The organism is Pseudomonas sp. PA15(2017) (assembly GCF_001945395.1).
Taxonomy (GTDB): Bacteria; Pseudomonadota; Gammaproteobacteria; order Pseudomonadales; family Pseudomonadaceae; genus Aquipseudomonas.
Genome location: NZ_MSXV01000050.1, coordinates 25097 through 51172, shown reverse-complemented (window position 1 = coordinate 51172; position 26076 = coordinate 25097). Strand labels below are relative to the sequence as shown.

Annotated in this window: 19 protein-coding genes; 6 read left to right on the top strand and 13 right to left on the bottom strand. The window is 64.9% G+C overall.

Annotated features, from left to right (window positions below):
- The first annotated feature begins 7 nt into the window (after positions 1–7).
- A complete protein-coding gene (locus tag BVH03_RS15890) occupies positions 8–595 on the top strand; it encodes a LysE family translocator (protein WP_075962272.1) in 588 nt (195 codons plus the stop codon).
- Positions 596–1158: 563 nt separating this feature from the next.
- On the opposite strand, the gene BVH03_RS15885 is transcribed toward BVH03_RS15890, so the two are convergent.
- The 8 genes from BVH03_RS15885 to BVH03_RS15850 all read right to left on the bottom strand — a co-directional run bounded on the left by BVH03_RS15885 (position 1159) and on the right by BVH03_RS15850 (position 10835).
- Positions 1159–1983 (bottom strand): AraC family transcriptional regulator, encoded by an 825-nt coding sequence (locus BVH03_RS15885; RefSeq protein ID WP_075962076.1) that lies wholly within the window; start codon positions 1981–1983, stop codon positions 1159–1161.
- Positions 1984–1994: 11 nt separating this feature from the next.
- Positions 1995–3635: a BatD family protein gene (locus BVH03_RS15880; protein WP_075962075.1), complete on the bottom strand. Its 1641-nt coding sequence runs from the start codon at positions 3633–3635 to the stop codon at positions 1995–1997.
- Positions 3632–5377 carry a VWA domain-containing protein gene (locus BVH03_RS15875; RefSeq protein WP_075962074.1) on the bottom strand — a complete coding sequence of 582 codons (1746 nt, stop codon included), beginning with the start codon at positions 5375–5377 and terminating at the stop codon, positions 3632–3634. The genes BVH03_RS15880 and BVH03_RS15875 overlap by 4 nt, the downstream gene beginning before the upstream one ends.
- Positions 5374–6405, bottom strand: coding sequence for a VWA domain-containing protein (locus BVH03_RS15870; protein ID WP_075962073.1), 1032 nt, complete (start codon positions 6403–6405; stop codon positions 5374–5376). Before BVH03_RS15870 ends, BVH03_RS15875 begins: the two co-directional genes overlap by 4 nt.
- The gene (locus BVH03_RS15865; RefSeq protein ID WP_075962072.1) at positions 6398–6892 is read right to left on the bottom strand and encodes a DUF4381 domain-containing protein; all 495 of its coding nucleotides are present in this window, start codon (positions 6890–6892) and stop codon (positions 6398–6400) included. The genes BVH03_RS15870 and BVH03_RS15865 overlap by 8 nt, the downstream gene beginning before the upstream one ends.
- A complete protein-coding gene (locus BVH03_RS15860) occupies positions 6889–7842 on the bottom strand; it encodes a DUF58 domain-containing protein (protein ID WP_075962071.1) in 954 nt (317 codons plus the stop codon). The genes BVH03_RS15865 and BVH03_RS15860 overlap by 4 nt, the downstream gene beginning before the upstream one ends.
- Positions 7842–8801, bottom strand: a complete 960-nt coding sequence (locus BVH03_RS15855; protein WP_075962070.1) for a MoxR family ATPase — start codon at positions 8799–8801, stop codon at positions 7842–7844. Before BVH03_RS15855 ends, BVH03_RS15860 begins: the two co-directional genes overlap by 1 nt.
- A 150-nt stretch (positions 8802–8951) precedes the next feature.
- Entirely contained in the window at positions 8952–10835 is a 1884-nt protein-coding gene (locus BVH03_RS15850) for a methyl-accepting chemotaxis protein (RefSeq protein WP_083640075.1), read from the bottom strand.
- A gap of 281 nt (positions 10836–11116) precedes the next feature.
- On the opposite strand from BVH03_RS15850, the gene BVH03_RS15845 reads away from it, so the two are divergent.
- Positions 11117–15985, top strand: a complete 4869-nt coding sequence (locus tag BVH03_RS15845) for an NAD-glutamate dehydrogenase (protein ID WP_075962069.1) — start codon at positions 11117–11119, stop codon at positions 15983–15985.
- Between the two features lie 329 nt (positions 15986–16314).
- Here the strand turns inward: BVH03_RS15845 and BVH03_RS15840 are convergent, their stop codons facing one another.
- The gene (locus BVH03_RS15840) at positions 16315–17319 is read right to left on the bottom strand and encodes an alpha/beta fold hydrolase (RefSeq protein ID WP_075962068.1); all 1005 of its coding nucleotides are present in this window, start codon (positions 17317–17319) and stop codon (positions 16315–16317) included.
- Positions 17320–17398: 79 nt separating this feature from the next.
- A complete protein-coding gene (locus BVH03_RS15835; RefSeq protein WP_075962067.1) occupies positions 17399–18262 on the bottom strand; it encodes a DUF6685 family protein in 864 nt (287 codons plus the stop codon).
- A 167-nt stretch (positions 18263–18429) separates the two neighbouring features.
- Between BVH03_RS15835 and BVH03_RS15830 the strand changes: the two genes are divergently transcribed.
- Together BVH03_RS15830 and BVH03_RS15825 are read left to right on the top strand one after the other, a co-directional pair.
- Positions 18430–18651 (top strand): DUF2835 domain-containing protein, encoded by a 222-nt coding sequence (locus BVH03_RS15830; protein ID WP_075962066.1) that lies wholly within the window; start codon positions 18430–18432, stop codon positions 18649–18651.
- Between the two features lie 73 nt (positions 18652–18724).
- Entirely contained in the window at positions 18725–19747 is a 1023-nt protein-coding gene (locus tag BVH03_RS15825; protein ID WP_075962065.1) for a quinone-dependent dihydroorotate dehydrogenase, read from the top strand.
- A 96-nt stretch (positions 19748–19843) separates the two neighbouring features.
- Here BVH03_RS15825 and rmf read toward each other — a convergent pair whose 3' ends face one another.
- The gene (gene rmf / locus BVH03_RS15820; protein ID WP_073268316.1) at positions 19844–20059 is read right to left on the bottom strand and encodes a ribosome modulation factor; all 216 of its coding nucleotides are present in this window, start codon (positions 20057–20059) and stop codon (positions 19844–19846) included.
- A gap of 425 nt (positions 20060–20484) precedes the next feature.
- Here rmf and rlmKL point away from each other — a divergent pair, with 425 nt between their 5' ends.
- Positions 20485–22731, top strand: a complete 2247-nt coding sequence (rlmKL, locus tag BVH03_RS15815; RefSeq protein WP_075962064.1) for a bifunctional 23S rRNA (guanine(2069)-N(7))-methyltransferase RlmK/23S rRNA (guanine(2445)-N(2))-methyltransferase RlmL — start codon at positions 20485–20487, stop codon at positions 22729–22731.
- A gap of 89 nt (positions 22732–22820) precedes the next feature.
- On the opposite strand, the gene dacB is transcribed toward rlmKL, so the two are convergent.
- On the bottom strand, positions 22821–24299 hold the full coding sequence (dacB, locus tag BVH03_RS15810; protein ID WP_075962063.1) for a D-alanyl-D-alanine carboxypeptidase/D-alanyl-D-alanine-endopeptidase: 1479 nt from the start codon (positions 24297–24299) through the stop codon (positions 22821–22823).
- A 219-nt stretch (positions 24300–24518) separates the two neighbouring features.
- Here dacB and BVH03_RS15805 point away from each other — a divergent pair, with 219 nt between their 5' ends.
- Positions 24519–24863: a YggL family protein gene (locus BVH03_RS15805; protein ID WP_013790960.1), complete on the top strand. Its 345-nt coding sequence runs from the start codon at positions 24519–24521 to the stop codon at positions 24861–24863.
- Between the two features lie 94 nt (positions 24864–24957).
- On the opposite strand, the gene BVH03_RS15800 is transcribed toward BVH03_RS15805, so the two are convergent.
- A complete protein-coding gene (locus tag BVH03_RS15800; RefSeq protein ID WP_075962062.1) occupies positions 24958–26076 on the bottom strand; it encodes an FUSC family protein in 1119 nt (372 codons plus the stop codon).

Here is a 26076-nt window from a genome sequence, read left to right as displayed (position 1 = left end):
CGTGATGATGAGTCTGTATCTGTCCATGGCGGCGTTCGCGCTGGCCGCTTCCATTTCACCCGGGCCGGTCAATCTGGTTTCGCTGAGTGCGGGTGCCCGATATGGCCTGCGGGTAGCCATGAGGCATGTTGCCGGGGCGACCCTGGGCTTTACGTTACTGCTGGTGTTGATTGGCCTGGGGTTGCATCAGTTGCTGGTGCTGTTGCCCTGGCTGACGGCGGCGATCCAGTGGGCTGGCGTGGCCTTTCTGCTTTATCTGGCCTGGCGCTTGGTTGTCGATAATGCCGCGTTGCACAGCGCTGAAGGTGGGGCGGTTGCGTCCTTTGCTGGCGGTGCGCTGATGCAATGGCTCAACCCCAAGGCGTGGCTGGCAGCGATTGCCGGCACGGGTGCCTTTGCCGCCGATGGTGATATCGGGCTGGTGGTTCAGTTCGCGGCGATCTACTGCGTGGTCTGTTATTTGTCGCTGGCTTGCTGGGCTATCGCCGGTACCTGTTTGCAGCCGTACCTGCAGGCGCCGCAGCGGGTGCGGGTTTTCAATCGAGTGCTGGCGGGGTTGTTGGTGGCTAGTGCGGGGTATCTGGTGTTGGGGTAAGCCCGTAAAGCCTGTTCGCAGTCTTTATGCTCGTGAAGTTGCAACTACAAGGCGGAAACGGACTTTCCCCGTGGGAGAGGCTTTAGCCTCAAGCTTTTTATTAAGGCAAATAAAGAGCTCGGGGCTAAAGCCCCTCCCACGAGATCGCGAACAGTACGGTAGGGCGTACTCGCGAAGCAGTACGCCGTTGCGGTGGTGTCAGGATCGGCATGAATCGGCGGACTGTTCGCTTCGCTCCTGATACCGCCCTACGAGCTGAGCACGCAAGCAACTCGGTAATGCTGGCGAACTCATTGTGGGGACGGCGGGGACGCCCAGTTCATGCCCGTGATTTTTCGCGGGCATGGCCCGCTCCCACAGTTAGAGACCGCGCGTCCCCCCACCACTTAGCTGCCAAAATCGGCGAGCCTGGGTTGAAAGATTATGAGCAGGTCCTTGGAGCACACAGAACCGTAGCCCGTGGTTGAGCGTAGCGATACCCGGGATGAGCTGGTCGATGATTCCTGGGTATCGCTGCGCTCAACGCCAGGCTACCGGCTTGGGTCAGACTACGGGTTTTGTCGCTAGCCGCGGTACTGGCCGGGGGTGGCGGCGAGGAGTTGTTTGAAGGTGCGCTGGAAGTGCGCCTGGTCGGCGAAGCCGGCTTCCTGGGCGACTTCGGCCAGGGCTGCGCCGCTTTTCAGGCGCGCATGGGCGAACTGGATGCGGCGGTTGAGCAGGTAGGCATGGGGCGTCATGCCGTAGCGCTGCTTGAAGCCGCGAATCAATTGGGACGGCGACAGCTGCGCCGCTTCGCACAGGGTATCGAGGCGCAGCGGCTCGCCGCAGTGCTGCTCGATCAGTTCGGCGGCGATTTCCAGACGCGGATTCAGGCTGTCGTCCCGTTCGCCTTCGAGTACCAGCCGCTGCAGCGTCAGACCAAAGAATGCCTCGGCCTCGGCGCGCTTCTCGGTGGTGCTGAGCAATGGACCGAGCAGGCCACTCCGCAATGCCAGCAGGCCCTGATACAGCTCGGCATCGTCGCTGGCGATATCGGCGAAGCGCTGAAAGGCGGGCGCGTCGGTGAAGCCCTGGGCATGCTGCAACTCGCCCAGCCACTGCGGGTCGACGTAGCACATCAGGTACGACCAGGGGTCGCCGTCGATGGGGTTGCAGGCGTGCACATCGCCGGGGTTCATCAGCACCACTGTGCCCTGGCTCACCTGGCGATCCATCTCGCGGTTGCTGTAGGTGCTCTGGCCGCCGGTGATCGCGCCGATCGAGAAGAACGCATGGCTGTGCCGCCCATAGCAGACCTTTCTGCCGTCTTCGATGGAGCGCAGCTCGATGAAGGGTAGGGCGGCATCACGCCAGAAGCTGGGGATGGGCGAGGCGGGGCGAGCGTCCATGGTGGCTCCCTTCAGCGCGGGTAGAGCGGCGGCAACTGGCCGCTGTCTTGCCCGTTGTCCTGGGTTTTTTCCGCCGCCGGCAATTCGCCGATGGCCTGCCAGAGCTGCTTGCCTTGCCAGTGCTGGCCGGCTTCGCTGTACAGCGCGCCGTTCAGGCCATCGAGAGCTTCTGACAGCGGCGCGAAGCGGGCGGCCATGTCGGCCAGAGTTTCCGGTTGCTGGCGCGCCCAGGCATCGAGGGCCTGGCGGGTGGCCTGGCTGTCGTTGGCCAGGCAGGCGCGCTTGAGGTCGTCGAGCAGGGTGCGCGGGCTGGGCCCGACCTGGGCGCTGCGCTGCACCGCCGGCTGGCTGCGTGCGTGCCACCACAGACCAAAGCCGAGCAGAGTGGTCAGCGCCAGCAGCACGGTGCTCAATTGCCACGGCCACAGCAGCACATCTACGGCACTGCTTCCGCGTGGGCGCGTTTCCACCGGCTGTTCGACGCTCAGGGCCGGATCGGCCGCCACGTTCAGGGTGCGTGCTGGCAGGCTGGTGTGTTCCAGGCGGTCTTCATGGGTGTTCCACCACACCACGTCCACGGCAGGCAGTTCCAGGTTGCCGGCTTTGCCTGCCACCAGGGCTTCGCGTTCTTCACGGCTGCCGATCACCCCACGCTCGCTGGCTTCATTGTTCAGCTGGGGCTGATCGGGGTAGCGGCGCAGGCCCTCCACCTGGGTCGCCGGCAGTGGCGGCAACTGGGCGCTGGAGAGTCCATCGGCCTTGAGCATCAGGCTGCGGGTCAGCGAGTCGCCGACTTTTACCTGACCCGGTTCCGGGCTCCAGGCCTCGGCCAGGCTCAGGGCGCGGGCCGGCAGCCAGGGCGCGTCGGCCGGGTAGCCGGCGGGCTTGGCCTTGACCGTCAGGGGAATCTCCGGAGAACGCACGCGGGTGACCTTGCCCGGGCGCGGGCCGAACGGCGTATAGCCGTTGCGGCTGCTACGGTCGGCCAGGGTCGCACTGAATACCTGGCTGGGGATGGTCAGCTGGCCGCTCTTCTGCGGGAAGATGGCGTAGCGCAGCTCGATCACGCCATGACGCACGCCGCCGATATCCTGCTCGTAGGTGCGGGGTTCACCCAGGGATTCGACCCGGGCATCGGCGATCTCCAGCGGCGTCAGGCTGCTGTCGTCGTACAGCGATACCGAGTGATAGATGCGCAGGGTCAGCACGCTCTGCGCCTGCACGTAGACGCTTTCGTGATCCAGGCTGGCATCGATGAACACCGGCGCCATCTGCTCGTCCGTGCCCTGGCTGGACGATTCCACTATGTGCAGGCTGACGGGCTGGCTCTGTGAGTCGCCCAGGCGTAGCGGCGGCACCACCACATAGCCGCTGTGCCGCGGCTTGATAGTGACGATCCAGCGGGTGCTGGCGCGCGCCTGGCCATCCAGGGTGGTCAGGCGGTTGACCTGGCGCGTGGCAAGTACGTCGAACAGCTCGTTGAGCGGCGTCAGGTCGGGCTTGCCGAACTCGGTGGCGTCCGCCGATTCGAGAATCAGGTCGAGGCTTTCGCCCAGGTTCAGCCGGCTGCGGTCGACGCTGGCGGTAAATTCCTGCGCGCTGGCCTGGAATGCCAGCAGGCAGAAAAGCAGGGTGCAGAGCAGGCGGGTCATCGGGGTTGTTCCTGGCGCTGTTGCTGTTCGTACCAGAATTTGCGGCGCAGCAATTCGCCCGGGTCATCGGGAATCTGCCGCAGCCATTGTTCCAGAGCCTGGCGACGCTCGCCATCGAGCGGTGCATCGGCGTCCTGGGCCTCGCCGTCTGGCGGCGAGGCCTGCGCCGGCTCGGCCTTTTCGTCGGGCTCGCCGGCCTGGCTGGGCGCCTGCTCCTGCTTGGCGGGTGGCTGATCCTCGCTGGTCGGCGGCTGGCCCTGGCCTTGCTGCTGCTCGTCTTCGCTGGAGGCCGAGGACTGGCCGGGCGGCTGCTGCTCGTTGGGCTGGTCCGTGGATTGCTCGTCGTCACCGGTGTCCGGCTGCTCTTGCTCTTGTTGCTGATGCTGGCGCAGCAGCTCCTCGACCAGGGCCTTGTTCTTCGCGGCCTGCTGCAGTTGCGGATCGATTTCCAGCGCCCGTTCGTAGGCATCGATGGCCGCCTCCAACTCGTTGCTGCGGGCCAGGGCATTGCCGCGGTTATAGAGCGAGGGCGCGCTGTCATCCTTGGCGAACTGTTCGGCGGCCGCCGCGTAGTCGCCTGCTTCATAGAGCGCCGTGCCGCGCCAGCGTGGGTCCTCGAAGCGCTCGGCAGCCTCCTTGGGGCGGCCCGCGTCGAGCAGGCGCTGGCCCTGCTGGTCGGCGCGCAGCCAGAGGTCGTCGAGGCTCATGGCCATGCTGCTTTGCGGCGTGCCGAGCAACAGCAGGGGCAGGCACAGCAGCCAGCCACGGCGCCCCGCGCAGGCGGCCAGCAGCAACAGCGGCAGGAGCAGCCAGTGACCCTGGTCGGCCCAGCTGCGCAATTGCGTCTTGTGGCCGTTGTCGCGCAGTTGCGACGGGCCGTCGAGCAGGCCGAGGCTACGCAGGTCGCGATCGTCGAGGCTGATGCTGCGGTATTGTCCTTTGACGCTCGCCGCGAACTGCCGTAACCCGCTGGCGTCCAGGCGCGGCATGAGAATGGCGCCTTGCTCGTCCTTCATGAAAGTGCCGTCTTCCCGGACGATCGGCGCACCCTCGCTGCTGCCTACGCCGAGGATGCGCAAACGCTCGCCACGGCTGCCGAGCAATCTGGCGATGGCGCTGCGTTCGCCGTCGTCCAGGCTGCTGGTGATCAGCAGCAGGCGGCCCTGGCCCTGGGCGCCGCCCTTGAGCAGTTCGAGCGCCTTGGCCACCGCCAGGTCGGCACGTTTTCCAGGCTCCGGCATGATCGACGGTTTGAGCGCTTCGAGCAGGTTGCGGCTGGTGCCCAGGTCATCGGACAGCGGTACCAGGGTGTGGGCGCTGCCGGCATACACCACGATGGCGGTCTGCGCGTCGCCACGGGCTTGCAGCAGGTCGAGCAATTTGCGACGGGCCTGGGCCAGGCGGTTGGGGGAGGCGTCGCTGGCCAGCATCTGCGGCGTCAGTTCGAGCATTACCACCAGCGGGTCGGCCGGTTTGACGTCGTTCTGCTCGATGCGCTGCCAGCTGGGGCCGACCAGCGCCAGGGTGGTCAACAGCCAGGCGAGCGCGAGAATGATCAGCGGCAAACGGCTGCGCCGGCCCCGACCGCCGCGCAGCAGCACGGCGTGAAAGGCGGGTGGCAGCAGGCTTTGCCAGCGGCCGCTGCGGGTTTTGCGGTGCCCCAGCGACCACAACAGCCAGGCCAGCATGGGCAGCGCCAGCAGCCACCAGGGGCGCAGCAGATGGGGCAGGAATTCGCTCATGGCGTCTTGCGCCCCAGGCGTTGCGCGGCGCTCAGCGCCTGCTGGTGCAGTTGCGGCCACAGGCTGCGGATCACCAGCAGCAGGCTCAACAGCAGAGCCGCCGCCAGCGGCCAGACGTAAAGCGCCTGGGCCGGGCGCGCCAGGGTCGGTTGCTGGGCGACCGGTTCGAGGCGGTCGAGGGTCGCTTCGATGTTCTGCAATTCGCTCTGGTCGCGGGCGCGGAAATACTCGCCGCCAGTGAGTTCGGCAATGGCGCGCAGGCTCGGTTCATCCAGGTCAAGGCTGGGGTTCAGGCCGAAGGCGGCAAAATTGCCAGCCTGCTGCGGGTCGGAGCCGATGCCGATTGTGTAGATGGTCACGCCTTCCTCGGCGGCCAGGCGGGCGGCGGTCATCGGTTCGATCTGCCCGCCATTGTTCGCGCCATCGGTAATCAGCACCAGCACGCGGCTATCGGCCGGGCGTTGGCGCAGGCGCTTGACCGCCAGGCCGATGGCGTCGCCGAGGGCGGTGTTCTGCCCGGCGATGCCGATCACCGCTTCGTCGAGCCAGGTGCGTACCGTCTGCCGGTCGAAGGTCAGCGGCGCCTGCAGGTAGGCCTGGCTGCCGAACAGGATCAGGCCGACGCGATCGCCGGTGCGGCCATCGATGAATTCGCCGATCAGTTGCTTGACCAGGGTCAGGCGGCTGACGTCCTCGTCGTCCAGGCGCATGTCGGCGTAGTCCATCGAGCCGGATACATCCACGGCGATCAGCAGGTCGCGCCCGCTGGCCGGCAGTGGCAGGGGCTCGCCGACCCATTCCGGGCGCGCGGCGGCGATCAGCAGGAGCAACCAGAGCAGGGCGAAATGCACCTGCTTCTTCCAGGGCGGCAGTTGCAGACGCGCACGGCGCCCGGACAGGTTTTCCAACTCGCGGAGAAAGCTCACCTGCAGCGCCGCTTCACCGCTGTCGGCGGTCGGCAGCCACAGGCGCAGCAGCCAGGGCAGGGGCGCGAGCAGGAAGATCCACGGCCAGGCGAATTCAAACATGCTTGCGAATCCAGATGGCGACCGCCTGGTGCAGGCCGTCGATGGCCTTGTCGTCCAGGTTGCACTGCGGTTTGTAGGCGCCCTCGACGAGAATCATCCAGCGCGTCAGCCCGGCGGCCGGGCAGCGGTTGTCGAGAAACGCCAGCCAGGCGCGGCTGCTCAGGGTGTGGCTGTGACTGTCCGGGTAGCGTTCGCGGCACAGGCGCTTGAGCAGGCCGTTGAGCTGCTGCAGCCAGGGGCCGGCGGCAGCGCCGTCATAGGGTTTGCTGAGGCGCTGCAGTTCTTGCAGAGCCGCTTCACGCAGCGGATCGAGGGGTTGTTCGACGGCCTGCTTGCGGCGTGGCCGGGGCAAGCGCGGTGCCAGGCGCCAGGCGGCCCACAGCAGTACCGGCAACAGCACGGCGAGCAGCCACCAGCCGGGCGCCAGCGGCCACCAGCCGATGGCGGCGGGGGCGATCAAGGGTTCGAGCTGGTCCAGCGGATTCATGCCGATCGACCCGTGCGCAGGTTGTTCAGGTGCTCGTGCAACTGTTCGACCAGTTCCTGGCCGGTCGACAGTGACAGCAGCGGCACGCCGAGCTTGTTCGCCAGGCGCTGCCAGCGCGCGCGGCGTGCCTGGGCCTGATCGCGGTAGCGGTGCTGCAGGTTGGCATCCTCGGTGTCCACGTCCAGTTGAGCGTCGTCCTCGGCGAAGCGCAGCAGGCCGGAGGCGGGCAGGGCGTGATCGAGCGGGTCGGAGACCGGCAGCAGCAGCAGGTCGGTGTGCCGGGCCAGCAGCATCAGTTGCTGCTCGCTGCTGTCACCCAGGGTGCGTTCGTCGCAGAGCACCACCACCAGGCTGCCGGGGCGCAGCACTTCCCGGGCACGGCGCAGGGCCTGGCCGAAGCTGTCGCGCACCAGCGGCGTATCGGCGGACAGCGCCTGGTTGGCGCGGGCCAGGCGGCTGAGCAGTTGCAGCAGGCTTTGCTTGCTGCGCCGCGGTTTGATTTCGTGGTGATCCTGGCCGCCGAAGACCAGCCCGCCGATGCGGTCGTTGTGACCCAGCGCAGCCCAGCCGATCAGCCCGGCTGCGCGGGCGGCGAGCACCGACTTGAACATCAGGCCCGAGCCGAAGAACAGCTGGCGGCTCTGCTCGACGAGCAGGTAGATGGGCCGTTCGCGTTCTTCGTGGAACAGCTTGGTGTGCGGCTCCTGGGTGCGTGCGGTGACGCGCCAGTCGATGGTGCGCACGTCGTCGCCCGGCTGGTAGACGCGCACCTGGTCGAAGTCGACCCCGCGCCCGCGCAGTTTCGAATGGTGCAGGCCGATCAGCGGGCTGCGTCGGCCGGGGGTGGAAAACAGCTGCACCTCGCGCACCCGGTGGCGCATGTCGATCAGTTGCTTGAGATCGGTACGGATGCCCGCCTGCAGCTCAGGGTTATCCGCGTGCGAAAGCATCAGGCCACCGCGACCACGTCGAGGATTCGCTGGACCACGCGGTCCTGGTCGATGCCCGAGGCCTCGGCCTCGAAGGACAGGATGATGCGGTGGCGCAGTACATCGAACAGCACGGCCTGGATGTCTTCGGGGCTGACGAAATCGCGGCCGGCCAGCCAAGCGTGGGCCCGTGCGCAGCGGTCCAGGGCGATGGAGCCGCGCGGGCTGGAACCGTGGGCGATCCACTCGGCCAGCTCGGCGTCGAACTTGCCGGGGGTGCGCGAGGCCATCACCAGTTGCACCAGGTATTCCTCCACCGCATCGGCCATATAGAGGCCGAGAATTTCCTTGCGGGCGGCGAAGATCGCCTGCTGGCTGAGGCGGTGATCGGGCTTGGTTTCGCCGTGCAGCGCTTCGCCGCGGGCCTGGGCGAGGATCTTGCGTTCCACGCTGGCGTCGGGGAAACCGATCTTCACGTGCATCAGGAAACGGTCGAGCTGGGCTTCGGGCAGCGGGTAGGTGCCTTCCTGCTCGATGGGGTTCTGGGTGGCCATGACCAGAAACAGCGGCGACAGGTCGTAGGTGCTGCGGCCCACCGATACCTGGCGTTCGGCCATGGCTTCGAGCAGTGCCGACTGCACCTTGGCCGGCGCGCGGTTGATCTCGTCGGCGAGCACCAGGTTATGAAAGATCGGCCCCTGCTGAAACACGAAGCTACCGGTTTCCGGGCGATAGATCTCGGTGCCGGTGATGTCGGCCGGCAGCAGGTCGGGGGTGAACTGGATGCGGTGGAACTCGGCTTCGATGCCTTCGGCCAGTTCCTTGATCGCCTTGGTCTTGGCCAGGCCGGGAGCGCCTTCGACCAGCATGTGGCCGTCGGCGAGCAGGGCGATCAGCAGGCGGTCGATGAGCTTTTCCTGACCGAGAATCTGGCTGGCGAGAAAGTGGCGAAGAGCGAGCAGCGCGTCTCTGTGTTCCATGGGGCTGTCCAGATGCGAATCGCGAGCGACGAACCCCGCTCGTCAGGGCCGCCCATGATAATCGAAGGCGGGGGCGTTAAGCCATGCGAGCCGGATGCGGTCTGTGACCGGATCGCCAGCCGCATGCCGGAGCATGCGGCCAGTACCGGCTCAAACGATACGGAACTGGCCGGCGCTGTGGTTGAGCGCCTCGACCTGCCGCGACAGGCCCTGGGTATGTTCGTCCAGGCTCAGGCGCAGGGTCTTGGTCTTGCCGGTATGCAGGTTGATGTCCTCGACCTTGGCGGCGATCTCCTCGGTGGTGCAGGAAATCTGCTCGATGGCCACTACCACCTGGCTCATCTCGGCGCTGAGGTGCTCCATGGAACCGGTGATGCCGTCGATGGCCTGGGCCACTTCGCCTGAGCTGCGCTCGCCCTGGGTAGCCAGGTTGAGGCCGCTGGTCATCAATTGGTCCATCTGCTGGGTCTGCTGGCGCAGCTCGTTGACGATCACCGCGATATCGGTGGTAGCTGCCACGGTCTTCTGGGCCAGGGAGCGCACTTCGTCGGCGACCACCGAAAAGCCCCGGCCGGCTTCCCCGGCGCGGGCCGCTTCGATGGCGGCATTGAGGGCCAGCAGGTTGGTCTGGTCGGCCAGCCCGTTGATCACGTCGATGATGCTGGAGACCTTGGTGCTCGACTGGGTGAGGGCGCTGACCTGGGCGTGGGTGTCCTGGATCAGCTGCGACAGTCGGCGCATGTCGTCGGCGCTGGCATTGATCACCGAGGCGCCATCGCGCGCCGACTGATAGGCCGCCTGGGTAGCGTTGCCGACATCGGTGGTGCGCTGGGCCATTTCATGAACCGTGGCGGAAATCTGCTGGGAGGCCGAAGCGGCCTGCTCGGTCTGCATCTCCACCTGGGTGCTGTTCTCTTCCAGGCGGCGCATGGCGTCGTTGAGATAGCTGTGCAGCTGGTTGAGTTGCTGGTTGCCGTCGAGCACCTGGCGGATCACCCCGGCGATGCCCTGGGTCATCTGGTTCGAGGCGCTGCCCAATTGGTTGAATTCGTCACGGTGGTTCTGGCTGACATCGATCCGCGCGGTGAGATTGCCCGCCGCGACCTGGGCGAGCAGGCGGTTGACCCTGTCCAGTTGCGCCATCAGCAGGCGTGAAGCGCGGCTCAGGGTGATCAGCATGAACAGCGACACCGCCACGAAGGTCAGCCCCATCGCCCAATTGGCGGTGCTGCGCGCCTGTTCGGCCTGGCGAGTGGCGTTGGCCAGCACGGTCTGTTGCAGATGAACGCCCTGGGCTTCGATGCTGTTTTCGATCTGTCGGCCCTGGTCGAGCAGGTGTTTTTCGGTGCCGGCGATGCGCTGGATCATCGAATCCGCAGCGGCGAAATCGGCGCTGTAGGTGGCAACCGCCTTGCCGACCTGGCTGTCCTGCCATTCCAGTTCGATGATGCGTGTCTGCAGGTCGGCCAGCGCCGCCTGCACGTGTTCGGCATAGGCCCCGTCGAAGGTGGCCAGGTAATCGCGCTGGTTGCTCAGCGCATCGGCGATCGATGCCTGGATCAGGCTGATGCTCACCCGTTCCAGACCTTTACCGCTCTCGGCGAGCTTGGCGCGCTGCCCGGTGAACGATGTCAGGCCCAGCTCGTGGGATTGCTCCAGCCAGCTGTGTTGCAGGCGGATGTCTTCCTGCAGCAGTTCGTCGATCTGCCTGGAGCTGTCGATCACCGAACCATCGCCCAGTCGCTCGGCGCGCTCGGCATATTGCCTGGAGAGCGCACTGAGCGCCGTCAGCCTGTCCTGGAAATCCTCCTCATCGCCGGGCGTGAGACGTCGCCGCTCCGCGCCCAGCTTGAGCCACTGGTTCATCAGCGTGGCCGAGGCGCCGGCATAGGCCGTGGCGTTTTCCCTGGCTTGCAGGGCAGTGCTCAGGGTTTGCGTGGCCCAGAACGAGGCGGCTGTCATCAGCGCCAGGCTGGAGAGGGTAATGAGAATCAGCAGGCGAAACTTCTGCTTCCAGGAAAGGAACAGTGACATGGGCGACGTCCGTTGGCTTTATTTTTATTGACGCCAGACTTTAGGCGTTGTGCTGGCACAGTGCAAGCGGTCGTACGATGTCTGCTGTGCCACTGGCAGCGTGAACGAAAATGTCGCTGCACCGCAAGCGTGCAGCGCACTCGCCTCGTTAAGCTCTCCGGGCACCTGTGACCGGAGCGTCATCGCGCATTTCAGGTAGCGTTTGCAGGCAGCCGGTCTAAGGTTGAACTACGCATGGAAACACGAATCGCACATACCAAGCCCATAGACGGAGCATACAAATGGCGTTCTTCACCGCGGCCAGCAAAGCCGACTTCCAGCACCAACTGCAAGCGGCCCTGGCGCAGCACGTCAGCGAGCAGGACCTGCCACAAGTAGCCCTGTTCGCTGAACAGTTCTTTGGCATCATCGCACTCGAGGAACTGACTCAGCGGCGACTTTCCGACCTCGTTGGCTGCACCCTTTCGGCCTGGCGCCTGCTGGCCCAGTTCGATCCTGCCCAGCCGCAAGTCCGCGTATTCAACCCCGACTATGAAAAGCACGGCTGGCAGAGCACCCATACCGGCATCGAAGTGCTGCACCCGGATATCCCGTTCCTGGTCGACTCCGTGCGCATCGAACTCAAACGCCGCGGCTATAGCATTCATACCCTGCAGAACAGCGTGCTCAGCGTGCGCCGCGATGCCCAGGGCGCACTGCTCGAACTGCTGCCCAAGGGCAGTACCGGCGAGGGCATCAGCCTCGAGTCGCTGATGTTCCTGGAGATCAACCGCTGCGCCAGCAACGCTGAAATCAAGTCGCTGCAGAAGACCCTGCTCGATGTGCTCGAAGAGGTGCGCCTGAGCGTGGCCGACTTCCAGCCGATGAAGGCCAAGGCCCAGGAACTGCTGGCCAAGCTAGGCGACGGCACCTTCGGCAAGGGTGCCACCGACCCGGCCGAACTGGACGAGATCAAGGTGTTTCTCGCCTGGCTGCAGGACAACCATTTCACCTTCCTCGGCTATGAGGAATTCACCGTTCACGACGCTGTCGATGGCGGCCACCTGCAGTACGACGAGAGCTCGCTGCTGGGCCTGTCGCGGCGCCTGCGTAGCGGCCTGAGCAAGGACGACCTGCACATCGAGCCCTACGCGCTGGCCTACCTGCGCGAACCGACCCTGCTGTCGTTCGCCAAGGCGGCGCAACCGAGCCGCGTGCATCGTCCGGCGTACCCGGATTTCGTCTCCATTCGCGAGATCGACGCCAGCGGCAAGGTGGTCAAGGAGTGCCGTTTCCTCGGTATCTACACCTCGACCGCCTATAGCGAGAGCGTGCGCGAGATTCCCTACATCCGCCGCAAGGTCGCCGAGGTCGAGAAGCGCTCCGGCTTCATCTCCCAGGGCCACCTGAGCAAGGAGCTGGTCAAGGTTCTCGAAGTGCTGCCGCGCGACGACCTGTTCCAGACGCCGGTCGACGAACTGGCCAGCACGGCGCTGTCGATCGTGCAGATTCAGGAGCGCAACAAGGTGCGCCTGTTCCTGCGCTTCGATCCCTACGGTCGTTTCGTCTACGCCCTGGCCTACGTGCCGCGCGACGTCTATTCCACGGAGACCCGCCTGCGTATCCAGCAGGTGCTGGTCGACCGCCTGCAGGCCAGCGACTGCGAGTTCTGGACCTATTTCTCCGAGTCTGTGCTGGCTCGCGTGCAGTTCATCCTGCGCGTGGACCCGAAGACCAAGCTGGACATCGACCCTCAGCAGCTCGAGCGCGAAGTCGTCCAGGCCTGCCGTTCGTGGACCGACGACTACGCCGCCATGGCCGTGGAGAATTTCGGCGAAGCCAAGGGCACCCGCGTGCTCACCGACTTCCCGAAAAGCTTCCCGGCCGGTTACCGCGAGCGCTTCGCACCGCATTCGGCAGTGGTCGACATGCAGCACCTGCGCAGCCTCTCCGAAGAGCGCCCGCTGGTCATGAGCTTCTACCAGCCGCTGGTGCCCGGTGAGCGTCAGCTGCATTGCAAGCTGTACCACGCCGACACGCCGCTGGCGCTGTCCGACGTACTGCCGGTGCTGGAGAATCTCGGCCTGCGCGTGTTGGGCGAATTCCCCTATCGCCTGCAGCACCAGAGTGGTCGCGAGTTCTGGATTCACGATTTCGCCTTCACCTATCCCGAAGGCATGAAGCTCGACATCCAGCAGCTCAATGACACGCTGCAGGACGCCTTCGTGCACATCGTGCGCGGCGATGCCGAGAACGATTCCTTCAATCGCCTGGTGCTGACCGCTGGCCTGGCCTGGCGCGATGTGGCCCTGCTACGCGCCTATGCCCGTTACCTGAAGCAGATTCGCCTGGGCTTCGACCTGGGTTATATCGCCAACACGCTGCTCAACCATGCCGATATCGCCCGCGAGCTGGTGCGCCTGTTCCGGACGCGCTTCTACCTCGCCCGCAAGCTCAATGCCGACGACCTCAACGACAAGCAGCAGAAGCTCGAACAGGCCATTCTCGGTGCGCTCGACAACGTCGCGGTGCTCAACGAAGACCGCATCCTGCGTCGCTACCTGGACCTGATCAAGGCGACCTTGCGCACCAACTTCTACCAGCCCGACGCCCTGGGCGAGGTGAAGAACTACTTCAGCTTCAAGTTCAACCCGAGCGCGATTCCCGAACTGCCACGGCCGGTGCCGAAGTTCGAGATCTTCGTCTACTCGCCGCGTGTCGAAGGCGTGCACCTGCGTTTTGGCAACGTCGCTCGTGGTGGTTTGCGCTGGTCGGATCGCGAAGAGGACTTCCGTACCGAGGTGCTCGGCCTGGTCAAGGCCCAGCAGGTCAAGAACGCGGTGATCGTGCCGGTCGGCGCCAAGGGCGGTTTCGTGCCACGGCGTCTGCCGCTGGGTGGCGGTCGCGACGAGATCCAGGCGGAGGCGATCGCCTGCTACCGGATCTTCATCAGCGGCCTGCTGGACATCACCGACAACCTCAAGGATGGCGAGGTGGCGCCACCGGCCAGCGTGGTGCGCCACGATGCCGATGATCCCTATCTGGTCGTTGCGGCGGACAAGGGCACTGCGACCTTCTCCGACATCGCCAACGGCATCGCCAACGAATATGGCTTCTGGCTCGGCGATGCGTTCGCCTCGGGCGGCTCGGCCGGTTACGACCACAAGGGCATGGGCATCACCGCCAAGGGCGGTTGGGTTTCGGTGCAGCGCCACTTCCGTGAGCGTGGCGTCGACGTGCAGAAGGACCTGACCACCGTGATCGGTATCGGCGACATGGCCGGTGACGTATTCGGCAACGGCCTGCTGTTGTCCGAGTCACTGCAACTGGTCGCGGCCTTCAACCACCTGCACATCTTCATCGACCCGAATCCGGATGCGGCGCGCAGCTTCGTCGAGCGCAAGCGTCTGTTCGACCTGCCGCGTTCGAGCTGGGCCGATTACGACGCGTCGCTGATTTCCCAGGGTGGCGGCATCTTCCTGCGCAGTGCCAAGAGCATCGCCATCAGCGCGGAGATGAAGGCACGCTTCGATATCCAGGCCGACAAACTGGCGCCGACCGAACTGCTCAACGCATTGCTCAAGGCGCCGGTCGACTTGATCTGGAACGGCGGTATCGGCACCTACGTCAAGTCCAGCCGCGAGAGCCATGCCGACGTCGGCGACAAGGCCAACGACGTGCTGCGCGTCGACGGCCGCGAACTGCGCGCCAAGGTGGTGGGCGAGGGCGGCAACCTGGGCATGACCCAGCTCGGTCGCGTCGAATACGGCCTGGGTGGCGGGGCCAGCAACACCGACTTCATCGACAACGCCGGTGGGGTGGACTGCTCCGACCACGAGGTGAACATCAAGATCCTGCTCAACGAGATCGTCACCGCCGGCGACATGACCGGCAAGCAGCGCAACACGCTGCTGGCCGAGATGACAGAGGACGTGGGCAATCTGGTGCTGGGCAACAACTACAAGCAGACCCAGGCGCTGTCGCTGGCCGAGCGCCGCGCCCGCGAACGTCAGGGCGAGTACAAGCGCCTGATGGTGGCGCTGGAAGCCTCCGGCAAGCTGGACCGCGCCCTGGAGTTCCTGCCCAGTGAGGAGGAGCTCAACGAGCGCGCCACCAAGGGCCAGGGGCTTACCCGTCCGGAGCTATCGGTGCTGATCTCCTACAGCAAGATCGAGCTGCAGGAAGCGTTGATCAAGTCCGATATCGCCGACGACGATTACCTGTCGCGCGAGATGGAAACCGCCTTCCCGGCGCGCCTGGCGCAGGAGTACGGCGAGGCCATGCGTCGTCATCGCCTCAAGCGCGAGATCGTCAGCACGCAGATCGCCAACGACCTGGTCAACCACATGGGCATCACCTTCGTGCAGCGCCTGAAGGAGTCCACCGGGGTAGGTTCTGCCCAGGTGGCCGCTGCCTACGTGGTCGTACGCGACGTCTTCCACCTGCCGTTCTGGTGGCGTCAGATCGAGGCCCTGGACAACCAGGTGCCCGCCGATGTGCAGCTGACCATGATGGACGAGCTGATGCGTCTGGGGCGTCGCGCCACGCGCTGGTACCTGCGCAGCCGCCGCAACGACCTGGATGCCGCTCGTGACGTGGCGCACCTTGGCCCACGGGTCAAGGCACTGGCCATGCGCCTGGACGAGTTGCTCGAGGGCCCGGCCCGCGACGAGTGGATGGCACGCTACCAGACCTACGTCGAGGCCGGCGTACCGGAGTTGCTGTCCCGCGTGGTGGCTGGCACCGGCCATCTGTACACGCTGCTGCCGATCATCGAGTCTGCCGACCTCACCGGCTATGAGCCGACTGAAGTGGCGTCCGCCCACTTCGCGGTGTCCGATGCCCTGGACCTGTCCTGGTATCTGCAGCAGATCAGCGGCCTCAGCGTGGAAAGCAACTGGCAGGCCCTGGCCCGCGAAGCGTTCCGCGACGACCTGGATGCGCAGCAGCGCGCCATCACCGTCTCGGTGCTGCAACTGGCCAACGGGCCGGAGTCGATCGAGGCACGGGTCGAGATGTGGCTGGAGCAGAACCGCCGGCTGGTCGACCGCTGGAAGGCCATGCTCGCCGAGCTGCGTGCGGCAACCGGCAGTGACTACGCCATGTACGCCGTGGCCAATCGCGAGCTGAGCGACCTGGCGCAAAGCCAACCGCCGGTATTGCCGGCTTGAGCTGAGTAGCGGCTGTAAATGAAAACGCCCCGACTGGTTCGGGGCGTTTTTCATTCCGGGGCCTGCTAGCTGCAAGTGGCCGAGTAGCCCGCAGATCACCGAGCGAGCGCGGTTGGTAAGGCGGTCACAATCGAATTGCCCTCGGTCCATGGGCGTGTGTGGCATCGGTGGGAGTTTGTGGAATGCCTGCAGCCGCGTCGCGCCGAGGGCGACGCTCCTACGCAATTGCTGAAGCATCCGCGGCCGCGTAGGAGCCGCGACCCGCGGCGAGCGTTGTGGGGTCAGCCAGGGCGATAGTCCTGCCTGACCCCAGCGGTGAAAAATGGGTGTCAGCGCTTCTGGCCGAGCCCCTCGAGCAGTGCCTTATGGAAACGCTCGGGTTCCTGAATCTGCGGCGAGTGGCCAAGGTCCGGGAAGGTCACCAGTGTCGCATCGGGAATACGCTTTGCCGTGGCTGGGCCGAGCGCCTTGTAGTCTCCCAGCTTACTGCGCATCGCCTCCGGCGCCGCGTCCTTGCCGATGGCGGTGTTGTCCTGCTCACCGATCAGCAGCAGCGTGGGCATTTTCAGGTGGGAAAATTCGTACACCACCGGCTGGGTGTAAACCATGTCGTAGGTCAGCGCCGAGTTCCAGGCGACGATCTTCTTGCCGTCACCCTTGAACATGCCCGCCTGCATGTCGACCCAGCGATCGAACTCCGGCCGCCACTGGCCGGCGTAGTAGGTGTTCTTCTGGTAGTTGCGGCTGGCCTCGGCAGTGGTTTTCAGCTCGCGCTGGTACCACTGGTCGACGCTCAGGTAAGGCACGCCGAGGGTTTTCCAATCTTCCAGGCCGATCGGGTTGACCATCACCAGTTGCTCGACCTGCTCGGGATATAGCAGGGCGTAGCGGGTGGCCAGCATGCCGCCCATGGAGTGACCCATGACGGTCACCTTGTCGACACCGATCTGTTCGAGCAGCGCGTGGGTGTTGCTGGCCAGTTGCTGGAAGCTGTACTGGTAATGCGCCGGCTTGCTGGATTTACAGAAACCGACCTGATCCGCTGCTACGACGCGGTAGCCGGCGTCGCTCAGCGCCTCGATGCTGCCTTCCCAGGTTGCGGCGCAGAAGTTCTTGCCGTGCATCAGCAGCACCGTGCGACCGTTGGCGTTCTCAGGCTGCACGTCCATATAAGCCATCTGCAACGAGACGCCTTGCGACTCGAACTTGAAGCGTTTGACTTCATGGGGGTAATCGAACCCCTGCAGCTCGGCGCCATAGCGCGGTGTTTCGGCGGCGAGGACAGGCAGGCTGCCTGCGATCAGCAAAGAAGCGAGGGCAATGCGCACGGCGATGCTCCAGACAAAGAGGGGAACAAAGACTGACCCCTGGTCGCCCCGTGCATCCGGGAAAAGTGGTTACAAAACCTGTCGGTCAGCTCAGCTCGCGCACGTAGCGCAGCATGTCCGGTGCGCCGGCCTGGAGCAGGCCTTCGCCCAGCGCACAGGCCTGCGGCGAATGTTTGGGCAGCAGCAGGAACTCGGGCGAGCCCGGCGTGCGCATCAGGCTCAGGCGAGCGTAGGGCACCTCATGCTCCATCAACAGTTGCATGAAACTGGCATCGCTCCAGGCGGCGCAGGGCATCGCCAGGGCGTGGTAACGCTGCTCCAGATCACGCAGGCCGTCGGGGCTGATGCGGTAGTAGGTGATCTTCGCCGGCAGGGTAATTTCCAGGCCACGCAGCCGCGCGTAGGCCACCGCGCTGGCGAAGGCTTCAGGGTTGCCGTCACCGGCCCAGAACAGTCGCTCGCCGCGCCACTGGGCGTGGAACAGCTCGAGGCTCTGGTGCGGGTATTCGGGCAGTGCTTTGCCGAGGTGCTTGAGGAAGTCGCGGTAGCTGATGATACGAATCTGCCGACAGGCTTCGCTGGCCGCATAGTCCTCGAGGCTGCCGTAGCTGCCGTCGCAGTGCACCAGGCTGTCGACCAGGCGCAGATCGAACTGCTCCAGATTGCGGTGTTCGACTCCGATGAGCTGAATCAGTGCGGCGTGGGCTTCGGCCTTGTCTTCCTGTACCGGGCCGGACAGCGCGCTACGGGGCAGGTCCTTGAGGCGCTGCAGGGGCGGGCCGCCGAGCCAGCAGATGTTGTCCCCGAAGGTGGGGATGGCGGAGAACGGCAGCTGCAACTGGCTGGCGCGTTCGAAGATGGGCTTGCAGCCGCGGCCAAGCAGGCCCACGCGCTGAGCCAGGGCGGCCAGGCGTGAGGCAAGGGGGCTGGGCTGTTCAGGCAGGCTCATGGCAGCTCGCGTACGTCGGTTTGCCCGGCGCAGTGTGGCAGAGCCGACGGCGACTTGCACGACCTCTGGCGCAGAATGTCGACCCCGGGGGCCGCAATACATGGGCAGGCCGCGTGCAGCGCCTGGGAGTGTGGCAGAATCCGTCGATTGATTTGCAAGGAGCCTCCATGGCTAGCCTGGTGCTGGATATCGCATTACCCGCAGACCGCATTCAGGCGATCTATCAGGGGCGGGCCAACCGCATCCAGGCGATCAGCCGTGACGGGCGCCGGGTCAGCATTCCGGCCCACCATTTCCGGCCGTTTCTGACCCATGCCGGTATTCATGGTTCCTTCGAGCTGCAATTCAACGATGCCGGTGAGCTGCTGAGCCTGCGGCGCTTGCCCTAATCCTCGCTACGCGGACGCTTGGCCGGCTATAATTCGCGCCTTTCGATTCGCCACTGTCGAGCTAAGCCTGCCCATGTACAACCTGGCCCGCGAGCTGCTGTTCAAACTGTCCCCGGAAACTTCCCACGAACTGTCCATCGACCTGATCGGCGCCGCTGGCCGCCTGGGGCTGGCTGGCCGCCTGACCAAGGCTCCGAGCAGCCTGCCGGTCACGGTCATGGGCCTTCAGTTCGCCAATCCGGTGGGTCTGGCAGCGGGCCTGGACAAGAACGGTGATGCCATCGACGGCTTCGCGCAGCTGGGTTTCGGCTTCGTCGAGATCGGCACCGTCACTCCTCGGCCACAGCCGGGCAACCCCAAGCCGCGTTTGTTCCGCTTGCCCGAAGCCGAGGCGATCATCAATCGCATGGGCTTTAACAACCACGGAGTCGACCACCTGCTGGCCCGCGTGCAGGCGGCCACGTATCGCGGCGTGCTGGGCATCAATATCGGCAAGAACGTCGATACCCCGGTCGAGCGCGCGGTAGACGACTACCTGATCTGCCTGGACAAGGTCTACGCCTACGCCAGCTACATCACCGTCAACGTCAGCTCGCCGAACACCCCGGGGCTGCGCAGCCTGCAGTTCGGCGATTCGCTCAAGCAGTTGCTCGATGCCCTGCACAACCGGCAGAACGAGCTGGCCCTGAGTCACGGTCGGCGTGTGCCGCTGGCGATCAAGATCGCTCCGGACATGAGCGACGAGGAAACCGTGCAGGTCGCTGCGGCGCTGCTGGAAAGCGGTATGGATGCGGTGATCGCCACCAACACCACGCTGAGTCGCGAGGGCGTCGAGCATCTGCAATTCGCCGCCGAGGCCGGTGGGCTCTCCGGGGCGCCGGTGCGCGACAAGAGCACCCATACGGTCAGCGTGCTGGCAGGCGAGTTGGGCGGGCGGCTGCCGATCATCGCCGCCGGTGGTATCACCGAGGGGCGACACGCGGCAGAGAAGATCGCCGCAGGCGCGAGCCTGGTGCAGATCTATTCGGGCTTCATCTATAAGGGACCAGCGTTGATTCGCGAGGCGGTGGACGCTATCGCGGCAGCGCGGCGTTGAATCCCGGGCAATAAAAAGGGCTCCCTTAGGGAGCCCCTGGGCTTGCGCCCGCCGCTCGGATGGAGCGTGCTTGGTGAAGTCGGTAGGTCCTTGGCGTTAGCCGACTGCGCGAAGTTCGTTGAGTCGATGAATGCCGGCAGTGCCGGTCAAACCGTCCCAGTTGTCACCGCGGCCTTCACGCCAGCCATTGAGCCAGGCTTGACGCACGGACGGAAGAGTGAAAGGACACAGCTCGCGGGATTTACCACTGATACCGTACTGATAGCCGCGTAAAAATGCTTTTTCTAACGGATCACGCTTAAGTCTTCTCATAGGGTGTTGCCCTCACTTGTTGACTGTTTTATGTCCCGTTGACCTCCAGGAGGTCAGGCAGAAGGTCTGCCGTTGGAGTCCGCTGCCGGCGTCGCGAGCCTCCATGTGCCATCGTCGTTGCGACGACGGCCTGGGTAGATTTCTATCGAATGCACGAAGCGGTGTGAATGATCGATTTGTCATAAGGACGTAACGCTTTTGAGGGTCAAGCCATAAGCTGCATGAGCTGTAACCGCGCCGGACGCTGAAACCCGCGCGGCTGGTGGCTCTCATCGAGTCTGCTGGTGATTTGCCATCGTGAATGGCTATCGATTGCAGCTGCTATTTATTCGGACGAAGGGTCGCATTGCGACTTCTTGTCACTTATTTTTGGTTGCGCCCACCTTGGGGCCAACCCATTACCGCCTTCGGGCACTGGATCTATGATGTCGGACCAAAATGAACTCTTCCTCACTTGCCCGAAGGGGCTCGAAGGCCTGCTGCTCGAGGAAGCCAAGGCACTGGGCCTAGACGAGGCCCGTGAGCACACCTCGGCCATTCGTGGCATTGCCAGCATGGAAACCGCCTACCGGCTGTGCCTGTGGTCGCGCCTCGCCAACCGGGTGTTGCTGGTGCTGGCACGCTTTGCGGTGCGCGATGCCGAGTCGCTCTACCAGGGCGTGCTCGACGTCGACTGGTTCGAGCACCTGGAGCGGAGCGGCAGCCTGGCGGTGGAGTTCAGTGGCCACGGTTCCGGCATCGACAACACCCATTTCGGCGCCCTGAAGGTCAAGGATGCCATCGTCGACAAGCTGCGCCAGGCCGACGGCACTCGCCCCTCGGTGGACAGGCTCAACCCGGACCTGCGTGTGCACCTGCGCCTGGACCGCGGTGAAGCGATCCTGTCGCTGGATCTGTCCGGCCACAGCCTGCACCAGCGCGGCTACCGCCTGCAGCAGGGCGCCGCGCCGCTGAAGGAGAACCTGGCCGCGGCCGTGCTGATCCGCGCCGGCTGGCCGCGCATCGCCGCCGAGGGTGGTGCCCTGGCAGACCCGATGTGCGGCGTGGGCACCTTTCTGGTCGAAGCGGCGATGATCGCCGCCGATATCGCCCCGAACCTGACGCGCGAGCAGTGGGGCTTCAGCAACTGGCTCGGCCATGTGCCGGCCACCTGGAATTGCCTGCGTGCCGAGGCCGAGGCACGCGCCGCAGCGGGACTGGCCAAGCCGCCGCTGTGGATTCGCGGTTACGAGGCTGACCCGCGGCTGATCCAGCCAGCGCGCAACAACATCGATCGTGCCGGGCTCAGCGACTGGATCAAGGTCTATCAGGGCGAAGTGGCGACCTTCGAGCCGCGCCCGGATCAGAATCAGAAAGGCCTGGTGATCAGCAATCCGCCCTATGGCGAGCGCCTGGGCGACGAAGCCAGCCTGCTGTATCTCTACCAGAACCTCGGTGAGCGCCTGCGCCAGGCGTGCATGGGTTGGGAGGCGGCGGTGTTCACTGGCGCGCCCGACCTGGGCAAGCGCATGGGTATCCGCAGCCACAAGCAGTACTCGTTCTGGAACGGCGCCCTGCCGTGCAAGCTGTTGCTGATCAAGGTGCAGCCCGAGCAGTTCGTCACCGGCGAGCGCCGCACGCCCGAGCAGCGTGAACGTGAGCGCGAGCAGAGTGCCTTGCAGGCCGAGGCGCCGAAGCTCAACCGCAACGGCAACCCGATCAAGCCCGCGCCGGCGCCGGTCGAGCAGGCACGCCTGAGCGAGGGCGGGCAGATGTTCGCCAATCGCCTGCAGAAGAACCTCAAGCAACTCGGCAAATGGGCGCGTCGCGAGGGCGTCGACTGCTACCGCCTGTACGATGCCGACATGCCCGAGTACGCCCTGGCCGTCGACCTGTACCACGATTGGGTGCATGTGCAGGAATATGCTGCGCCGCGCTCGATCGACCCGGAGAAAGCCCAGGCGCGCCTGTTCGATGCCCTGGCGGCGATTCCCCAGGCCCTCGGCATCGACAAGAGCAAGGTGGTGATCAAGCGTCGTGAGCGCCAGAGCGGTACCAAGCAGTACGAGCGCCAGGCGGCCCAAGGCCAGTTCATGGAGGTGAAGGAGGGCGGCATCAAGCTGCTGGTCAACCTCACCGACTATCTGGATACCGGCCTGTTCCTCGACCACCGCCCGCTGCGCCTGCGCATCCAGAAAGAGGCGGCAGGCAAGCGCTTCCTCAATCTGTTCTGCTACACCGCCACGGCCAGTGTGCACGCGGCCAAGGGGGCCGCGCGCAGCACCACCAGCGTCGACCTGTCGAAGACTTATCTGGACTGGGCGAGGCGCAACCTGTCGCTCAACGGCTTCTCGGACAAGAACCGTCTGGAGCAGGGCGATGTGATGAGCTGGTTGGGCGATGATCGTGGCGAATACGACCTGATCTTCATCGATCCACCGACCTTCTCCAACTCCAAGCGCATGGAGGGGGTGTTCGACGTGCAGCGCGACCACGTCCAGTTGCTGGACATGGCCATGGCGCGCCTGGCGCCGGGTGGCGTGCTGTATTTCTCCAACAACTTCCGCAAGTTCCTGCTCGACGAGCAGTTGCCAGCGCGTTATCGGATCGAGGAAATCAGCACCGAGACCATCGACCCGGACTTCGCTCGCAATGCCAAGATCCATCGTGCCTGGAAGATCATGGCGAAGTGACGCGGCTACGGTCGCCTGGTTCGAGCCAGGCGATACCCTGGATGGCTTCCCCGGGCGTCGCCTAGCTCGGCCCGGGCTGCCTCAGGCGGTTAGCGGGCAGCGCTTTTCGGCTGCTTGTAGAGGTCGAGCAGCACCTGGTCGAGAATCACCGAGGCGCCCCAAGGTTTCGGATCGTTGAGAATGGCCACCACGGCCCAGCTGTTGCCGTTGTTGTCGCGGCTGAAGCCGGCGATGGCGCGCACGTTGTTCAGAGTGCCGGTCTTGATGTGCGCCTGGCCGGCCATCGGCGTGTTGCGCAGGCGTTTGCGCATGGTGCCGTCCAGCGCAACGATCGGCATCGAGCTGATGAACTCAGCCGCGTAAGGGCTCTTCCAGGCCGCCTCCAGAATCCGACCCATTTCCCGGGCGCTGATGCGCTCGGCGCGGGACAGCCCGGAACCGTTCTCCATGACCAGCTGCGACGCGGTGATGCCCTTGCGCGCCAGCCAGGCACGAATCACCCGTTGCGCGGCGTGAGCGTCATCGATGTCGGCCTCGTTGCGGTTCTGCGCGCCGATGCTGAGGAACAGCTGACGGGCCATGGTGTTGTTGCTGTACTTGTTGATGTCGCGAATGATCTCCACCAGGTCAGGCGAGAAAGCGCGGGCCAGCAGGGTGGCGCTCTTAGGCACTTCGGCCTGGCGATCCTTGCCCATGATGCTGCCGCCCAGCTCACCGAAAATCGCCCGCACCGCGCCGGCGGCGTAGGACGGGTGATCGAGCAGTGACAAGTAGGTCTGGGCGCTGCAGCCATCGGTCAGCTGGCCGGTGACGATCACGCGGGTACCATCGAACTCCTTGACCGGGTTGTAGCGCACATCTGGCCAGGCCGGGCATTTACCGGCCTTGAGCACCTTGACCTGATTGTCCAGCTTCAGCCCGACCAGAGGCGGCTCGGCAGCCACGGTGACCTTGCCGTTCTCGGCACGGGCGATGAAACGCAGCGCCTTGAGGTTGACCAGCAACGAATCGGGGGTGACCAGGTAGGGCTTGTTGGCATCGCCGCCATCATCATTGAAAGCGGGCAGATCCGGTTGCACGAAGTGGGTACGGTCGAGCACCAGATCGCCGGTCACCTGGCGTACGCCGTTGGCGCGCAGGTCGCGCAGCATCAGCCAGAGCTTTTCCATGTTCAGCTTGGGATCGCCGCCCCCCTTGAGGTACAGGTTGCCGTTGAGCACGCCGTCCTTGAGCTGGCCGTCGGTGTAGAACTCGGTCTTCCACTGGAAGGTCGGGCCGAGCAGCTCGAGGGCGGCGAAGGTGGTGATCAGCTTCATGGTCGAGGCCGGGTTCACCGACACGTCGGCATTGAAGATGGTGCCGTTGCCCGGCCCGTTGAGCGGCAGGGTCACCACGGACAGCGACTGTTGACCCATCTTGTTGGTCTTCAGGCTCTTGGCGACGCTTTCCGGAAGCGTCGCGCTGGTGGCTGCATAAACAGGTAAGGCGGCGGGCAGAACGAGGCAGGCGAGGGCCAGAGGGCGGAGGATGCGCAGCCTCCGAACGGCGGGTACAACGGAAAATCGCATTACGAGCTCCCACAGCGGTTTGGGACAATATCGCGCATTATGCCCCATCATCGGGCCGCCAAGGGCCGTGATTGCGGGATTTTATGGTCGGTCATCCATTGGCTGTCGGTGTGGACCTTCGAGACGACGATCGCGGTCGATTTTTCGTCGGCTGGCAGGCATCGCCGCCGCTAAACTGGTAGAGTGCCGCGCGTTATCACTCTGCAAGGATTTATACCCATGGCTACCAATCGTTCCCGTCGTCTGCGCAAGAAACTCTGTGTGGACGAGTTTCAGGAGCTGGGTTTCGAACTGAACCTGAATTTCAAGGAAGACCTGAGCGATGAAGCGGTCGACGCCTTCCTCGATGCCTTCCTGAGTGACGCGATGAACGCCAATGGCCTGGGCTATGTTGGCGGTGACGACTATGGCCTGGTGTGCCTGGCCAAGCGTGGTTCGGTCAGCGAAGAGCAACGCGCCGCTGTGGAAGCCTGGCTGAAGGGCCGCTCCGAGCTGGTCGATTTCAGCGTCAGCCCGCTGCTGGACGTGTGGTACCCGGAAAAAGAGATCAACTCGGCTTCCTGATCCACGACAAAGGGCCTCATTCGAGGCCCTTTTCTTTTCTGCCCGCCAGGCTCGTTACGAAAAGTACCTGCGTTCGCAGGCTTTTCGTACCGACCTAGGGTCTCTCGCCGCCCACCTGATTTGTTTCCGATTGCTGCGCCGGCGCTCGCTCGTCCGCTGCCGCTGTGCCTAGCTTGGCGGCGTCGCGGTTATCCAGCCATTGGCGCAGGCCGTGCATCAGCAGGGCGATGAACAGGGTCAGCACGATACCCAGGGTGACGTTGAACAGGCGCACCTGGGGCAGGTGCCAGTCCTTGGCCAGGCTTTCGGCCAGCAGCACGAAGCAGACCGTCGTCTGCAGCACGAACAGACCGTAGTGGTTGGCTTGCAGGGCACGGCTGAGCATGATCAGCGGCAGCATGATGGCGACCATCAGCGGTGGGCTCTGCAGGCTATGGCCGAACAGGATCAGCAGGCCGGCGGCCGTCAGGCTGGCCATGCTCGCTTGCAGCGCGCGCACCAGGCTACCCCTGAATTCCAGTTGCAGGGTGGTGACCACCGCCAGGGTCAGCCAGTAACCGCGCTGCAGGTGGGCCAGATTGACGATCAAGCCGGCCATGGACACCGCCACCGTACAGCCCAGGGCGTACAGGCCCCATTGTTGGCGAGATTGCCGCTGCGCATGCCGTCGCAACACCTTGAGCAGGCTGATCAGACGCGGCATGTGCGGCCACATGCGCAGGCCATGCAGGCCGCGCAAGCCGAAGGCCAGCAGCATCACCCACAGCCCGCCGAGCATGAACAGCATGGCGATGGCGTTGGGGTTGTTGAGCATGCTGCTGCCGTACTGGCCTTGGCCCAGGCACAGACAGACGGTCAGGCCGATGCCCAGCTTGCCGGCCTCGGTGCCGTAGCGCTGCAGCCAGGCCAGCAGCAGGCCGAAGGCGGCGAACAGCGACAAGCTGATCAGCGGGTGGGTGGCCGACCAGAAACCTAGGCCGGCGCTGCAGGCGCCCAGGCCGGTGAGCAGCAACATGCGTAGCATGCCGAAGCGGTGCAGCGGGTTGGCCTGGGCGGCCTGGAACGCGCCCACCGAGGCCCACAGAAAGCCCGGGTGGGCGCTGAACAGACCGAGCAGCAGCGGCAGCGCACAACCCAGACCGGCGACCACCGCCGGCCCCCAGGCGGGTGGCCCGGCGTGCCAGCTGAACAACTGCTTGAACACTTGGCGCAT

Coding starts and splice junctions, on each gene's coding strand:
- BVH03_RS15805 (WP_013790960.1), top strand. CDS start 24,519: ATGGCTACCAATCGTTCCCGTCGTCTGCGCAAGAAACTCTGTGTGGAC.
- BVH03_RS15865 (WP_075962072.1), bottom strand. CDS start 6,892: ATGAATCCGCTGGACCAGCTCGAACCCTTGATCGCCCCCGCCGCCATC.
- rmf (WP_073268316.1), bottom strand. CDS start 20,059: ATGAGAAGACTTAAGCGTGATCCGTTAGAAAAAGCATTTTTACGCGGC.
- BVH03_RS15880 (WP_075962075.1), bottom strand. CDS start 3,635: ATGACCCGCCTGCTCTGCACCCTGCTTTTCTGCCTGCTGGCATTCCAG.
- BVH03_RS15850 (WP_083640075.1), bottom strand. CDS start 10,835: ATGTCACTGTTCCTTTCCTGGAAGCAGAAGTTTCGCCTGCTGATTCTC.
- BVH03_RS15800 (WP_075962062.1), bottom strand. CDS start 26,076: ATGCGCCAAGTGTTCAAGCAGTTGTTCAGCTGGCACGCCGGGCCACCC.
- BVH03_RS15830 (WP_075962066.1), top strand. CDS start 18,430: ATGGCTAGCCTGGTGCTGGATATCGCATTACCCGCAGACCGCATTCAG.
- BVH03_RS15855 (WP_075962070.1), bottom strand. CDS start 8,801: ATGGAACACAGAGACGCGCTGCTCGCTCTTCGCCACTTTCTCGCCAGC.
- BVH03_RS15870 (WP_075962073.1), bottom strand. CDS start 6,405: ATGTTTGAATTCGCCTGGCCGTGGATCTTCCTGCTCGCGCCCCTGCCC.
- BVH03_RS15875 (WP_075962074.1), bottom strand. CDS start 5,377: ATGAGCGAATTCCTGCCCCATCTGCTGCGCCCCTGGTGGCTGCTGGCG.
- dacB (WP_075962063.1), bottom strand. CDS start 24,299: ATGCGATTTTCCGTTGTACCCGCCGTTCGGAGGCTGCGCATCCTCCGC.
- BVH03_RS15845 (WP_075962069.1), top strand. CDS start 11,117: ATGGCGTTCTTCACCGCGGCCAGCAAAGCCGACTTCCAGCACCAACTG.
- BVH03_RS15825 (WP_075962065.1), top strand. CDS start 18,725: ATGTACAACCTGGCCCGCGAGCTGCTGTTCAAACTGTCCCCGGAAACT.
- BVH03_RS15885 (WP_075962076.1), bottom strand. CDS start 1,983: ATGGACGCTCGCCCCGCCTCGCCCATCCCCAGCTTCTGGCGTGATGCC.
- BVH03_RS15890 (WP_075962272.1), top strand. CDS start 8: ATGAGTCTGTATCTGTCCATGGCGGCGTTCGCGCTGGCCGCTTCCATT.
- BVH03_RS15860 (WP_075962071.1), bottom strand. CDS start 7,842: ATGCTTTCGCACGCGGATAACCCTGAGCTGCAGGCGGGCATCCGTACC.
- BVH03_RS15835 (WP_075962067.1), bottom strand. CDS start 18,262: ATGAGCCTGCCTGAACAGCCCAGCCCCCTTGCCTCACGCCTGGCCGCC.
- rlmKL (WP_075962064.1), top strand. CDS start 20,485: ATGTCGGACCAAAATGAACTCTTCCTCACTTGCCCGAAGGGGCTCGAA.